Here is a 12,836-nt window from a genome sequence, read left to right as displayed (position 1 = left end):
TAACTAAGGGTAAAGTCAAAGTGCGCGAAGCAACAAGAGTATATATGTGTAAGTAGTGGTTTTACATTGGGGGGTTTTGCTGTGCAGGATAAGATAAGCTACAAAAAAGCAGCCGTCGTAGTAATGGTGATAACCCTTCTTAGCAAAATCACCGGCTTTTTGCGGGAAATAGTCCTCGGGAGCACCTACGGTGCGACTTACATCACCGACGCCTACCTGGTTTCACAGACTATACCCCAGGTGCTCTTTGCGACAGTGACCGCGGCTTTAGCCACCACCTACATACCCCTTTATTCGAAGATTAAGATTGGCCAAGGCGAAGAAGAGGCGGTCAAATTTACGAATAAAGTAGTAAATGCGGTGCTCGTTGTAAGCTTGGCTTTCACTTTTCTCGGCCTGATTTTTACAAGGCCGATAGTTTCGTTTATCGCCATGGGCTTCGAGGGCGAAACTTTAAGACTTGCGGTTTCTTTTACCAGGATAGCCTTCCCGATGGTATTATTCATAGGCCTGAGCAATATTTTTCAGGGCTTTTTGCAGTCTAACGGTGAATTTGCAATTCCGGCGTTCATAGGGATACCGTACAACTTCATTTTGATATTTGCGATGATTTTTTTGGGCAGCGCAAGGCCTTACGGACTCGTGATTGCCACGCTTTTAGGGGCCCTCTCGCAGCTTTTGATACTTTTATTCGGGGCTGCCAAAAAAGGATACAGGTTTGAAAAAATCTTCGTCCTTAATGACCCGGACCTGATAAAAGTAGCGTCTCTTTCCGTACCCGTCATGATGGGGACGGCGGTGCAGCAGCTCAACACTACGATAGACAGGATGCTGGCATCAAGCCTTCCGGAAGGCAGCATCTCGGCTTTAAATTTTGCAAACAGGCTGAACGGCTTTGTCTACGGCCTATTCAGCATGTCCATCTCGGTGGTGATATATCCCCTTCTTTCCCGGCTCAAGGCAGAGGAGGACCTGGCAGGTTTCAAGGACAAGCTCGTTAGATCATTAAATGTCATTATGCTCATCATCCTCCCTATAACTGCTGGAGCTCTGGTATTAAGTTTCCCGATAGTTTCCTTGCTTTTCGAAAGGGGAGAGTTTACAAGAAGGGCGACGGCTATGACGGCGTCGGCGCTGGTGTACTATTCGCTCGGGATGGTGTTTTACGGAGCGAGGGACGTATTGAATAGGGCCTTTTATTCGCTTCAGGATACCAGGACGCCGATGGTGAACGGCATGATGACCGTGGCGTTCAACATAGCGATGAACCTGATACTGGTGAGGCAGATGGGGCATGGCGGCCTTGCCCTGGCGACGAGCCTGTCGGCGGCTTTGACCACGGTGCTTCTTATTTTTAACCTCAGGAAGAAGTTAGGGGGGCTAGGGGGCAAAAAGCTTGCCGGGGTTTTCGCAAAAAGCGCCCTTTCGTCGGCAGCGATGGGGCTTTTGGTGCTTTTGCTATATAGGAATTTTGCCGGTTATATTGAAAGTGCGGGGAAATTATTGAGTCTTGTGGCATTAGGGCTCATGATCACCTTTGGCGCGTTATTTTATTTTGCGCTGATTTATCTTTTAAAAGTGGAAGAGGCAAGGTGGCTTTTTTCTACATTCAACAATTTGATGAGCGGTATTTTTAAATGATATAATAAACCAAAAAGGAGTTTGGAGTATTGAAGAGCAGGTGAAAAGAGTGTATAAGAAATTGCCGATAGGTATCCAGAGTTTTAAAGTCATGAGGGAAGAACCCTATTATTATGTGGATAAAACCTATTTTGTCAAAAAGCTACTCGACAACGGCAAGTATTATTTTTTATCCCGGCCAAGAAGGTTTGGCAAGAGTTTATTTGTCGACACTTTAAAGTGGGCATTTTTAGGGAAAAAGGAATATTTCAAAGGACTGTATTTGGAAAATAACTGGGATTGGGATAAAAAATATCCTGTGATCAGTATTAACTTCGGCAGCGGAGCTGTTAGAAACCTTGATGAGTTAAAGACTATTGAGAGAGAAATACTGGAAAGAAATAGCAGAGAATACGGCATTCAGTTAGAATTTGAGACGATTACTGGAAGATTTTTTGAGTTGATACAAAAGATATACGAAAAGTATAATGCCCCGGTGGTTGTCCTTGTTGACGAGTACGACAAGCCCCTTTTGGATCGGATAACCGATAGAGACCTGGCGATAGAGATAAGAGAGGAACTTAAAAATTTTTATTCGGTCATAAAAGATGCGGACCAGTATTTAAAGTTTGTTTTTATCACGGGCGTCAGCAAGTTTTCAAAGGTCTCCCTTTTCAGCGGTTTAAATAATTTGCAGGACATTACGCTAAACCCCGAGTACGCGGTGATTTGCGGGTATACTCAGGAAGAACTGGAAAAGGTTTTCTGGGATAGATTAGAGGGGATTGACCTTACAAAATTAATGGAGTGGTACAACGGCTACAGCTGGGTTGGAGAGCCCGTGTATAACCCTTTTGATGTACTCTTGTTCCTCAGTGAAAAAGATTTCCGGGCCTTTTGGTTCGAGACGGGGACGCCTACTTTTTTGATAAAGCTTATGGTTGAGAATAAATACTACATACCATCCATTGAAGATTTAGAGGTAGGGGAAGAGCTTATCGGGAGTTTTGATTTAGATCACATTTACGTCGAGAATCTTTTGTTTCAAGCGGGATACCTTACTATAAAAAGCAAGGAAGGCAGGGAAGGCCTGATAAGGTACAAATTGGGCTTCCCCAATTTGGAAGTAAAGTACAGTTTGTCCAATTATTTGTTGAACTATCTTGTAGAAGATTACAGGAAGAAAGAAATAAACAGGACGTTGATTTATAAGGCGGTTCTGGAAAACGATTTTGAAAAGATGAAAGAAGCATTTCATTCCTTTTTTGCTTCAATACCCGCTGAGTGGTATAGAAAGAACGACCTGGCCGGATATGAAGGTTATTATGCGAGCATATTTTACTGTTACTTTTCTTCTCTAGGCTTTAAGGTAATTGCAGAAGATGCCACCAACTATGGCAAAATTGATATGAGCGTGTTTTTGGGTGGCAGGGTATATATATTTGAATTCAAAGTGGTGGAATATGTTCCGGAAGGCAGGGCTATTGAACAGCTTAAGAACAAAAGATATTATGAAAAATATGTCGCAAAGTTTAACGAAGTTTACCTTATAGGTGTGGAATTCAGCAAGGAAAAAAGGAATATTGTTGGGTTTGATGTGGAGAAGGTTAAAATATAAAATGCCCGTCGAAAAAGCAGCTTTTTTTCATGTTAAAAAAACAACTGCGAAAGCACGGCATGAGCCCAATGCAGGCCCTGGAAGCCGCAACACGCGTCAGCGCCGAGCTCCTCGGTATTGCCGACAAGGTTGGTACCCTGGAGCCGGGTAAGCTAGCCGACGTGGTCGTAGTCGCCGGCAATCCCCTTGAGGATATTAAAGCTGTACGCGAAATACGGCTGGTCGTTAAAGAAGGTCAAATTGTCAAGGAAAACTAATTTAAGAGATTTTGGATTGCGAGTAAGGGCAGAGTAGGGGATCTGCCCTTTTAATTATTTGCATAAAAGTTTATCTTTGTGGTATAATATGAGAAAATATTACTAACTCCAAAGTAAGTAACTTATAAGTTAGTAACTTGTGAGTTAGTAATTTGGGAGGAAAACGTTATGTTTGTCGGCAGGGAATACGAGCTGGGTACATTAAATAAACTTTATGCTGAAGACCGATTTCATTTTGTTGTTATATACGGGAGAAGGCGTGTGGGAAAGACGACACTGTTGATGGAATTCTGTAAAGATAAGCCGTCTATATTTTTTGTCGCTGAAGAATACAATGATAAAATCGCTCTTGAGTCTTTTTCGGATAAAATATTGTCCTATTTTGGACTTGGCGGATTAGTGAGTAGATTCGAGTCGTGGGAAAAGGCGTTTCTATTTTTAGCAAAGCAGGCAAAGGACAAACGGCTGGTTGTTGTGATTGATGAATTTCCTTATATTGTTAATTCGAATAAAAGTATTCCATCACTTTTGCAAAATTTAATAGACCATCATCTAAAGGATACTAAGCTTTTTTTGATTGTCTGCGGCTCTTCCGTTAGTTTTATTGAAAAAGAAGTTTTGAGCTATAAAAGTCCGCTTTATGGAAGAAGAACTGCACAGCTTGTAGTAGAACCATTTAATTTTTTTGATGCTAGAAAATTTTTTCCTGATTACGATTTTGAAAATCAAGTGGTTGCGTACGGAGTTTTAGGAGGAGTCCCTCAGTATTTGGCTAACTTTGACGGCTCAAAAGGTGTATACGAAAATATTAAAACTAAAATTTTGGACAAAGCATCATACCTTTATGAAGAACCGAAATTGCTGTTGAGGCAGGAAGTGCGGGAACCTGCTTTGTATAATTCGATAATTGAAGCAATAGCCGGTGGGAGCAGCAAATTGAACGAGATATCTACAAAAGTGGGAGTAGAAACTGATAAATGTTCGAAATACATTTCTACATTAATAGACTTAAAGATCGTGGAAAAAATAACTCCTGTTGATTTGAGGGAAAGGAGCAGGAAGAGCATTTATAAAATTAAAGATAATTTCTTTAGGTTTTGGTATAGATTTGTCTTTAGCAACAAAGCTTTAATCGAACAAGGATTGATTGACGAAGTTCTGGAAAATAAGATTAAACCTTTTATGAATGAATTTATTGGAGAAGTTTATGAGGAAATATGCATAGATTACCTTAAAATTTTAAATAAAAACAAGAAACTGCCCTTTATTTTTGAAAAGATAGGCAAGTGGTGGGGGAACAATCCTTATAAGAAACGAGAAGAAGAAATCGATATTGTGGCATTAAGAAAGAATAGCGCGATATTCGGCGAGTGCAAGTGGCAAAATAGGAAGGTCGATATAACTGTTTTGAACGATTTAATAGAAAAGAGTGCATTGTTTGATTGCGATGATAAGTACTATGTGCTGTTTTCAAAAAGTGGTTTTGCGGATGATGTGATAAATTTTGCAAAGCATAATAATAATGTCCTGCTAATTCAACAATTTGACGAAACCGAAGCAATTGACAGGGACAACGATAAATAGTTATAATAAATTGAACATTTTCTTATTTTATGAACCGATGATAAAGAGGGTGGCGCGTTTGAATATATCGAGGGACAGGCGGCTTTTAATTAAGATAGCCCACATGTATTACGATGAAAATAAGACCCAGCAGGAGATTGCCGATAAGCTAGGCATCTCGAGGCCTTCGGTTTCCAGGCTCCTGCAGAAGGCCCGGGAGGAAGGGATAGTCGAGATAAAGATAAATTACGAGGGGAGCTTCGCAAAGCTCGAAGACATCCTGGAAAAGCGCTTCGGCTTGAAAGAAGCTATTGTAACTCCTTTTGACGAAGGAGAAAGACTGAAAAGGTACCTGGCCGAAGCGGCGGCCGATTTCCTCTTGAGAACGATAAGAGAAAAAAACCTGGTGGGCGTTTCTTGGGGGACCACTCTCGCCTATGTGCCAGAGTACATAAAAAACGCCCCGAAGATGGATGTCACTTTTATACCCCTGGTGGGTGGTGTCGGACAGACAAGGATGGACCTTCACTCAAACCAGATAGTGATGAATCTGGCCAAATGCTTTAGCGGAAAGTGGCAGCTCTTACACGCGCCAGCCTTGGTAGAAAGCGTCGAGGTCAAAAATACGCTCCTTTCCGACAGGAATATAAAAAAGGTTCTGGAAATGGCGGAGAAGGTGGATATCGCACTGATAGGGATAGGTTCGCCTTTCGCTCCGAATTCTACCATGCTTGAAACGGGTTATTTCTCGGAAAGGGAGCTGGAGATTCTCCGGCAAGCGGGGGCCTGCGGCGATATGTGCTCACGGTTTTTCGATGAAGATGGAAATCCTTGTTGCCCTGAGGTAAATGACAGGGTGATTGCCATAACTTTGGAAGGTATAAAAAAGATTCCACTGGTGGTGGGGATAGCCGGCGGTGAGGAAAAGCAAAGAGCCATACTGGCCGCTTTGAAGGGTAGATACCTTGATGTACTGATTACAGATGAAAAGACTGCTTATTCTCTGGTGGCGGAATATATAAGGTCCTGAGTTCAGGACCTTTTTAAATTGTTATTAATTTCACAACTATTGACATAATAAATTAAATATGCTATTTTTTTATTAAAGAACATATGTTATTAAAATGAACAAATGTTCAGGAGAGGATTTGATGACGCTCAAAATTTTAGGAATCATCGCCATACTATGGGTTTTGCAGGGAGTCTTGACGTATTTTCAAGTGCGAAATCTGCAAAATAAAATAAGGGAACTGAAGAAGAAGGGTCGGGTGGGCCTAGGGAGTTCAAAGGGGAGATTTTCGCCTGGTAGCATAGTTTTGATTGCAGTAGACGACGATGGGAAAATAGTCGAGGCCTACAGGATGAGCGGCATGACCGTTTTTGCCAGGTTCAGGGAATTTGATGAGATAAAAGGACTGTATTTGCAGGAGGTTTCTTATTATTTGAGTTCCGAAAAAAGCGGCAGTTTGAAAAAAGCCCTGGAAAATGCACTCGAAATGCTAAAGGAAAAAAACTGAATTGGGGGTGATATCCAAACTTTTAAAAGTTAAGCGAAAACGGCCGTAAGAATTTTTTTGGAGGTGAAGTTGAATGGACGTTTTGGCGAATTTTGCCCAGGGTTTCATCGGCCTATTTCAGGAAGGCGGAAAGGTGTTTTTGAACCTTGCGGGTGGCATTTTACCTACCTTGATAACCTTGATGACCGCAGTAAACGCATTTATAAAATTCGTAGGCCAGGAGAGGATAAACCGCATTGCTCAAAATTTAGGTAAATACACTCTGCTTCGCTATACCGTAATGCCGGTGATGGCCGTGTTTTTCCTCACCAACCCCATGGCTTACACTTTCGGCAGGTTCCTGCCCGAAAAGTACAAGCCCGCGTTTTACGACGCCGCGGTTTCCTTCGTGCACCCCATAACCGGGCTTTTCCCGCATGCGAACCCGGCAGAACTTTTCGTATACATGGGCATAGCGCAGGGGATTCAGCAGCTCGGACTGCCCTTAGGAGATCTGGCCGTCAGGTACTTTATAGTGGGCGTCATAGTTATATTCATACGCGGTCTGGTGACGGAAAGGCTTACCCTGAGAATGATGAGGCAGAGAGAACTTGTATAGGGGGTTTGCGAGTATGGATTACAGGGCTGTAAAGGTGGAAAAGGGTCCCGGCGGCTGGGGTGGTCCGCTTATAATAAAGCCCGAAGAAGGCCGGGACAAAATAGTTTCGATAACCGGCGGAGGTATCGACCCCGTAGCGCAGAAGATAGCAGAGCTCACCGGTGGGGTAGCTGTGGACGGCTTTAAGTCATCCGTCCCCGAAAGGGAGATCTGCTGCGTGGTTATAGACTGCGGAGGCACCGCAAGGTGCGGCGTTTACCCGAAAAAGAGGATACCCACTATAAATCTCACTCCTGTGGGACAGGCGGGGCCCTTGGCGCAGTACATCACAGCTGACATATACGTCTCCGGAGTAAAACCGGAGAACATAACTTTGGCTGAAGGCAATGAGGTGCAATATGCGGTAGTGCGAGGAAACGACGGTGAACCGGAAAAGGCCGCCGCGGAGAAACCGCAAAACGTAGGCGGCGCCGCGAAAAAACCCATGGGATTTATCGAGAGAATCGGCCGCGGGATGGGCGGAGTCGTGGGCATAATGTACCAGGCCGGCCGGGAAACCATTGACCAGATTGTAAAAAATATCCTGCCGTTTATGGCATTTGTGGCGACGCTCATCGGTATAATACTGAAGTCCGGCATAGGAAACTGGATAGCCAACGTCATCTCGCCTCTTGCCGGCACTCTCCCGGGACTTTTACTGATCTCCGTCATATGCGCGCTTCCGGTGCTCTCACCTCTCTTGGGGCCGGGAGCCGTAATAGCGCAGGTCGTCGGCGTGCTGGTCGGCGTGGAAATAGGCAAGGGCAACGTGCCGCCGCAGTACGCGTTGCCGGCGCTCTTTGCCATAAATCCTCAGGTGGGTTGCGACTTCATCCCCGTGGGCCTCAGCCTCGGGGAGGCGGAGCCGGAGACCGTCGAGATAGGCGTGGGCGCGATATTGATATCGCGCCTAATAACGGGTCCCCTGGCGGTGTTGATCGCGTATCTTTTCAGTTTCGGCCTTTACGGTTAAATAATGTGATTTGGTTTATGGCGCCTTGCGGCGCCATAACCTTTGGAAAGACAACTTCGATGAAGGAGGACTTTTATGAAAAAGTTTGAAGCTACCATCGTTTCAATAGGGGACATGGTGGAGGAGTTTAAAAATCAGAACATGATAATCCTGTTTGACGAAAGCGCCCCGGAAGAGCTGAAAGAAATTTCGGTGGTTCACCGGGGCGGGAAGTTTCAAGGCGAAGTGATGCCGGGGGACCTCCTCTTTATAGGGGCGTCGGGATACAGAATAACGGCCGTTGGCGAGGTGGCCAACAAAAATTTGAAGAACATCGGGCACGTGTGCCTGAAATTCGACGGGAAAGCAGAAGCGGAACTGCCCGGCAATATCCACCTGGAAGAGAAGGCCCTGCCGGATTTGAAGGTGGGCGAGGAGTTTTATATAGTAAAAGGGCAAGAAGATTAACAAAGGAAAGGGGCAAGATTAAGATGTTAAATCTGAATTCAAAACTTCTCGAGCTTGAAAAGAGTGGAAAAAAGATAAACCTGGGCCTGATAGGCGCAGGGCAGATGGGGATAGGCCTTGTGAGCCAGGTTTTCTGCATGAAGGGAATGAGGGTTGCGGCGGTCTGCGACATCCGGCTGGATGAGGCAAAAAAGGCGTATATTTTGGCAGGTGTTTCGCCGGACGACATTTTGACGGCAAGGACCCCTTCGGAAGTGGAGGAAATCGTCCGCAGGGGGAAGTATGCGGTGACCGAGGATTTCAGCGCGGTAACTAAAAGCATACCGATAGATGTGGTGATCGATGCTACCGGAATACCAGAAGTGGGGGCCAAGATTGCCCTGGAGTCCATATATAACGGGAAGCACATTGTCATGCTGAACGTGGAGACGGATGTCACCGTGGGGCCGATCTTGAAGAAGATGGCGGACAGCGCCGGCGTGGTATATACTGTATCTGCCGGTGACGAACCCGGGGCGATAAAGGAGCTTTACGATTTTGCCGACGCCATGGGCTTTGAGGTGCTGGTCGCCGGCAAGGGGAAGAACAACCCTGTGGATTTGGAAGCCAATCCCGAATCCGTAAGGGAAGAGGCCCAAAAGAAGAAGATGAACCCGAAGATGCTGGCATCCTTCAAAGACGGCACCAAGACCATGGTGGAGCTCACCGCCGTCTCCAACGCAACGGGCTTTCTTCCCACAAGGAGGGGACTAATAGGGCCTTCGGCGACGGTTAAGGAGCTGCCGGAGATATTCAGGTTGAAGGAAGAAGGCGGCATCCTGGATAGTTACAGAGTGGTGGAATACGTAAACGGCGTGGCGCCGGGCGTTTTCGTCATAGTTACAACAAAGCTCGAAGCGATAAGGGAAGAGATGGCCTACCTTTCCATGGGGCCGGGACCCAATTACGTCTTTTACCGTCCTTATCACCTGGCCAGCATAGAGACTCCGCTTTCTGCAGCAAGGGCCTATATTTACAAAGAGCCTACCATAGCTCCCAAAGGGGCGCCGGTGTCCGAGACCATAGCGGTGGCCAAAAAGGATTTGAAAGCTGGAGAGCACCTGGACGGCATAGGCGGCTTTACGGTTTACGGAATTATAGACACATACGAGAATGCTAAAAAAGAACGAGCTTTACCTATAGGACTTGTTAATAAAAATGTAGTTATGACAAAAGATGTGAAAAAGGGCGAAGTGATAACCTACGATGCGGTAAAGTTAGATGAAAGTTCACTGATTTTGCAGCTTAGGAGGCTGCAGGAAAAGTTGATAGGTTAAGGTCAGCTATGTAAAATGGCATGAAAATTGCTCCACATCTATTTTTGATCGGGTAAATTTTAGATTAAAAATCAGAGGTGATATGGCTATGGAATTGACTGCGGAGAAAAAGCTTTGGATGTACAGGAAAATGTACGAGATAAGGTGCTTCGAGCTTGAAGTGGATAAGCTCTTCAAGGCCAACATGATATGGGGCACCTGCCACCTCTCGGTAGGCGAGGAAGCCACTGCCGTTGGTGCGATTGCGGCCCTGGAAAAGGACGATATGATTACCAGCACCCACAGGGGACACGGCCACTGCATAGCGAAGGGCGGGAAGCTCCCCCAGATGTTTGCAGAGCTTCTGGGCAAGGAGACGGGCTACTGCAGGGGCAGAGGAGGGTCGATGCACATCGCCGATATCGAGACGGGCAACCTCGGGGCTAACGGCATAGTAGGCGGCGGCATACCCATAGCCACGGGCGCCGCCCTGGCGTCCAAGATGAAAAAGGACGGCAAGGTTACCCTTTGCTTTTTCGGTGACGGGGCGAACAACCAGGGGGTCTTCCACGAATCGTTAAACATAGCGTCTTTGTGGAAACTGCCGGTGGTCTACGTTTGCGAAAACAACCAGTATGGCATGTCCGTGGCTTTCAAAAAGTCCACCGCGGCGGAAAACGTAGCGGACAGGGCCGCGGCGTACAACATGCCCGGCGAGATAGTCGACGGAAATGACGTGGAGGCGGTTTACTTTGCGGTGAAAAAAGCAGTGGACAGAGCAAGAAGGGGAGAAGGGCCCTCGCTTATTGAAGCCAAGACCTACCGCTGGCTGGGGCACTCCAAGAGCGATGCCAACGTTTACAGGACCAAGGAAGAGATAGAAGAATGGAAGAAGAAGTGCCCGATAAAGCGGTACAGGGCAAAACTTGTAGAAGAGGGAGTCGCCACCGAAGAAGAGCTGGACAAAATCGAAAAAGAAGTCGAAGGGGAGATTCAAGAAGCTATAGAGTATGCCAAAAATAGCCCGGAACCTTCCGTAGAAGATATCGCCGATGGCGTATATGCATAGAGATTTTCTTCAATAAAAGGGGGAAATAACCATGGCTGAAAAGTTATATATAGAAGCTCTGCGGGAAGGCTTGAGGGAGGAGCTGTTGAGAGACGAGAAAGTCTTCCTACTCGGCGAAGATATCGGCATATATGGAGGGGCTTTTGGGGTTACGAAGGGTTTAGTCCAAGAGTTCGGAGAGGAGAGGATAATAGATACCCCGATTTCAGAACAGGCGATTACGGGGATAGCGGTGGGAGCCGCCGTCGCCGGCATGAGGCCGGTAGTTGAGATAATGTTTTTCGACTTTCTGACCCTGGCCATGGACCAGCTCATAAACCAGGGGGCCAAAATAAGGTACATGTTCGGCGGCAAGGCGAAGGTGCCGATGGTGGTCCGGGCGCCGATGGGATGCGGCACCGGTGCGGCGGCCCAGCATTCCCAGAGCTTCCCGGGGGTTTTCGCCCATTTCCCGGGGCTCAAAGTGGTGATGCCCTCCACTCCGTACGACGTAAAGGGGCTCATAAAGGCTGCGATAAGAGACGACAACCCGGTGCTCTTTGCCGAGCACAAACTGCTCTACAGGGTAAAGGGAGAAGTGCCCGACGATGAATATGTACTTCCCCTGGGCAAGGCCGACGTAAAGAGGAAAGGGAATGACGTCACCGTCGTGGCGGGCTCCATAATGGTCTTGAGGGCACTGGAGGCTGCAAAGGAACTGGAAAAGGAAGGAATAGACGTGGAGGTCGTAGATCCCAGGACGTTGAAGCCTCTGGACATGAAGACCATCATCGATTCCGTCAAGAAGACCGGGAGGGTCCTGATAGTGGAGGACGACCCGGTGAGCTTCGGATGGGGAGCGGAAATAGCCGCAGGAATAGTCGGGAGCGAGGCGTTCGATTATCTGGATGCTCCGGTGAAGAGGTTAGGGGGTCTAGATATCCCCATACCCTATAATCCCAATCTTGAAAGGCATGCGGTACCTCAGGTGGAAGATATCGTAAAAGCCGTCAAAGACTTATTGCGATAAGTTGCGGGCAAAAAATTTAAGGGAGTGAGAAAATGGGCCAAATAGTTCGGATGCCGAAACTGGGACTTACGATGACTGAAGGCACCATATTAAGGTGGCTGAAGAAAGAAGGGGAGGAAGTCAGGCAGGGCGAACCCCTTCTGGAAATAGAGACCGACAAGGTAAATCTGGAGGAGGAAGCGCCCGCATCCGGGATATTGAGGAAGATCCTGGCCCCTGAAGGCTCGGTGGTGGAGGTAGGGAAAGAGATAGCCGTAATAGCGGAAAAGGACGAACCCCTCCCAGAACTAGGAGAAGCTGGCGGGCCGAATGCCCTGCTAAAAGCCCGGGCAGATGTATCTGGAACGGAAGATCAGCCGGTGCTGGATGAAACCGATGCCAGAGATGATGAAATGGCCGGGAAAATAAAGGCATCGCCGGCGGCAAAAAGGGTGGCCCGGGAGCACGGAGTGGACCTGAGGATGGTGACTCCCACAGGGCCCGACGGCCGCATCGTTGAAAAAGATGTGCTCGCATTTGTAGAGTCCAGAAAGGTTCGGGCGACGCCCGTTGCAAAAAAGATCGCGCAGGAAAAGGGTATCGACCTTTCGCTAATAGAAAAGCCCGAAGGGGGAAGGATTACGAAGCGGGATGTCATGGAAGCTGTTGAAGCCGCCTCCAGCGCAAAGCAGGAATACAGCGTGATCCCGTGGACCGGAATGAGGAAGGCGATTTCCGAGAAGATGACGAAGTCAAAGAAAGAAATTCCGCACTTTTACCTCACACTGGAAGTTGATATGAGTAAAGTTCTGGAACTCCGGGAGAAGCTCGCCCCGAAAGTGCAGGAAATGA

13 protein-coding genes are annotated in these 12,836 nt (G+C 47.0%); all 13 read left to right on the top strand.

Translation table 11 applies throughout. The features are described from left to right. The first annotated feature begins 81 nt into the window (after positions 1-81). The gene (gene murJ / locus AN618_RS01945; protein WP_066351411.1) at positions 82-1,641 is read left to right on the top strand and encodes a murein biosynthesis integral membrane protein MurJ; all 1,560 of its coding nucleotides are present in this window, start codon (positions 82-84) and stop codon (positions 1,639-1,641) included. A 49-nt stretch (positions 1,642-1,690) separates the two neighbouring features. Then, positions 1,691-3,238 carry an ATP-binding protein gene (locus tag AN618_RS01940; protein WP_083514990.1) on the top strand — a complete coding sequence of 516 codons (1,548 nt, stop codon included), beginning with the start codon at positions 1,691-1,693 and terminating at the stop codon, positions 3,236-3,238. 29 nt (positions 3,239-3,267) lie between these two features. After that, the gene (locus tag AN618_RS01935; RefSeq protein ID WP_066351409.1) at positions 3,268-3,495 is read left to right on the top strand and encodes an amidohydrolase family protein; all 228 of its coding nucleotides are present in this window, start codon (positions 3,268-3,270) and stop codon (positions 3,493-3,495) included. Between the two features lie 168 nt (positions 3,496-3,663). Then, positions 3,664-5,079: an ATP-binding protein gene (locus AN618_RS01930; protein WP_066351407.1), complete on the top strand. Its 1,416-nt coding sequence runs from the start codon at positions 3,664-3,666 to the stop codon at positions 5,077-5,079. Between the two features lie 37 nt (positions 5,080-5,116). Further along, the gene (locus tag AN618_RS01925) at positions 5,117-6,088 is read left to right on the top strand and encodes a sugar-binding transcriptional regulator (protein ID WP_245628347.1); all 972 of its coding nucleotides are present in this window, start codon (positions 5,117-5,119) and stop codon (positions 6,086-6,088) included. A 94-nt stretch (positions 6,089-6,182) separates the two neighbouring features. Then, positions 6,183-6,575 carry a transcriptional regulator GutM gene (locus AN618_RS01920; RefSeq protein WP_083514989.1) on the top strand — a complete coding sequence of 131 codons (393 nt, stop codon included), beginning with the start codon at positions 6,183-6,185 and terminating at the stop codon, positions 6,573-6,575. Positions 6,576-6,648: 73 nt separating this feature from the next. Further along, positions 6,649-7,173, top strand: coding sequence for a PTS glucitol/sorbitol transporter subunit IIC (srlA, locus tag AN618_RS01915; RefSeq protein ID WP_066351398.1), 525 nt, complete (start codon positions 6,649-6,651; stop codon positions 7,171-7,173). A 13-nt stretch (positions 7,174-7,186) separates the two neighbouring features. Next, positions 7,187-8,185 (top strand): PTS glucitol/sorbitol transporter subunit IIB, encoded by a 999-nt coding sequence (gene srlE, locus AN618_RS01910; protein WP_066351396.1) that lies wholly within the window; start codon positions 7,187-7,189, stop codon positions 8,183-8,185. A 75-nt stretch (positions 8,186-8,260) separates the two neighbouring features. Beyond that, on the top strand, positions 8,261-8,632 hold the full coding sequence (locus AN618_RS01905) for a PTS glucitol/sorbitol transporter subunit IIA (protein WP_066351395.1): 372 nt from the start codon (positions 8,261-8,263) through the stop codon (positions 8,630-8,632). Positions 8,633-8,655: 23 nt separating this feature from the next. After that, positions 8,656-9,948 carry an NAD(P)H-dependent oxidoreductase gene (locus AN618_RS01900; RefSeq protein WP_066351394.1) on the top strand — a complete coding sequence of 431 codons (1,293 nt, stop codon included), beginning with the start codon at positions 8,656-8,658 and terminating at the stop codon, positions 9,946-9,948. An 88-nt stretch (positions 9,949-10,036) separates the two neighbouring features. Continuing rightward, a complete protein-coding gene (gene pdhA / locus AN618_RS01895) occupies positions 10,037-10,996 on the top strand; it encodes a pyruvate dehydrogenase (acetyl-transferring) E1 component subunit alpha (protein ID WP_066351393.1) in 960 nt (319 codons plus the stop codon). A gap of 31 nt (positions 10,997-11,027) precedes the next feature. Continuing rightward, the gene (locus AN618_RS01890; protein ID WP_066351392.1) at positions 11,028-12,005 is read left to right on the top strand and encodes an alpha-ketoacid dehydrogenase subunit beta; all 978 of its coding nucleotides are present in this window, start codon (positions 11,028-11,030) and stop codon (positions 12,003-12,005) included. A 32-nt stretch (positions 12,006-12,037) separates the two neighbouring features. Beyond that, positions 12,038-12,836 (top strand): E3 binding domain-containing protein (locus AN618_RS01885; protein ID WP_187694861.1); only part of this gene is annotated, 799 nt, incomplete at its 3' end.

The organism is Fervidicola ferrireducens, assembly GCF_001562425.1.
Lineage (GTDB): Bacteria > Bacillota > Thermosediminibacteria > Thermosediminibacterales > Thermosediminibacteraceae > Fervidicola > Fervidicola ferrireducens.
This window is presented reverse-complemented; position numbering and strand designations above follow the sequence as displayed.

What these genes read in the sequence shown, in the direction of transcription:
- AN618_RS01935 (WP_066351409.1), top strand. Translation starts at nt 3,268, where the DNA reads ATGTTAAAAAAACAACTGCGAAAGCACGGCATGAGCCCAATGCAGGCC.
- AN618_RS01930 (WP_066351407.1), top strand. Translation starts at nt 3,664, where the DNA reads ATGTTTGTCGGCAGGGAATACGAGCTGGGTACATTAAATAAACTTTAT.
- AN618_RS01925 (WP_245628347.1), top strand. Translation starts at nt 5,117, where the DNA reads ATGATAAAGAGGGTGGCGCGTTTGAATATATCGAGGGACAGGCGGCTT.
- AN618_RS01920 (WP_083514989.1), top strand. Translation starts at nt 6,183, where the DNA reads ATGAACAAATGTTCAGGAGAGGATTTGATGACGCTCAAAATTTTAGGA.
- srlA (WP_066351398.1), top strand. Translation starts at nt 6,649, where the DNA reads ATGGACGTTTTGGCGAATTTTGCCCAGGGTTTCATCGGCCTATTTCAG.
- srlE (WP_066351396.1), top strand. Translation starts at nt 7,187, where the DNA reads ATGGATTACAGGGCTGTAAAGGTGGAAAAGGGTCCCGGCGGCTGGGGT.
- AN618_RS01905 (WP_066351395.1), top strand. Translation starts at nt 8,261, where the DNA reads ATGAAAAAGTTTGAAGCTACCATCGTTTCAATAGGGGACATGGTGGAG.
- AN618_RS01900 (WP_066351394.1), top strand. Translation starts at nt 8,656, where the DNA reads ATGTTAAATCTGAATTCAAAACTTCTCGAGCTTGAAAAGAGTGGAAAA.
- pdhA (WP_066351393.1), top strand. Translation starts at nt 10,037, where the DNA reads ATGGAATTGACTGCGGAGAAAAAGCTTTGGATGTACAGGAAAATGTAC.
- AN618_RS01890 (WP_066351392.1), top strand. Translation starts at nt 11,028, where the DNA reads ATGGCTGAAAAGTTATATATAGAAGCTCTGCGGGAAGGCTTGAGGGAG.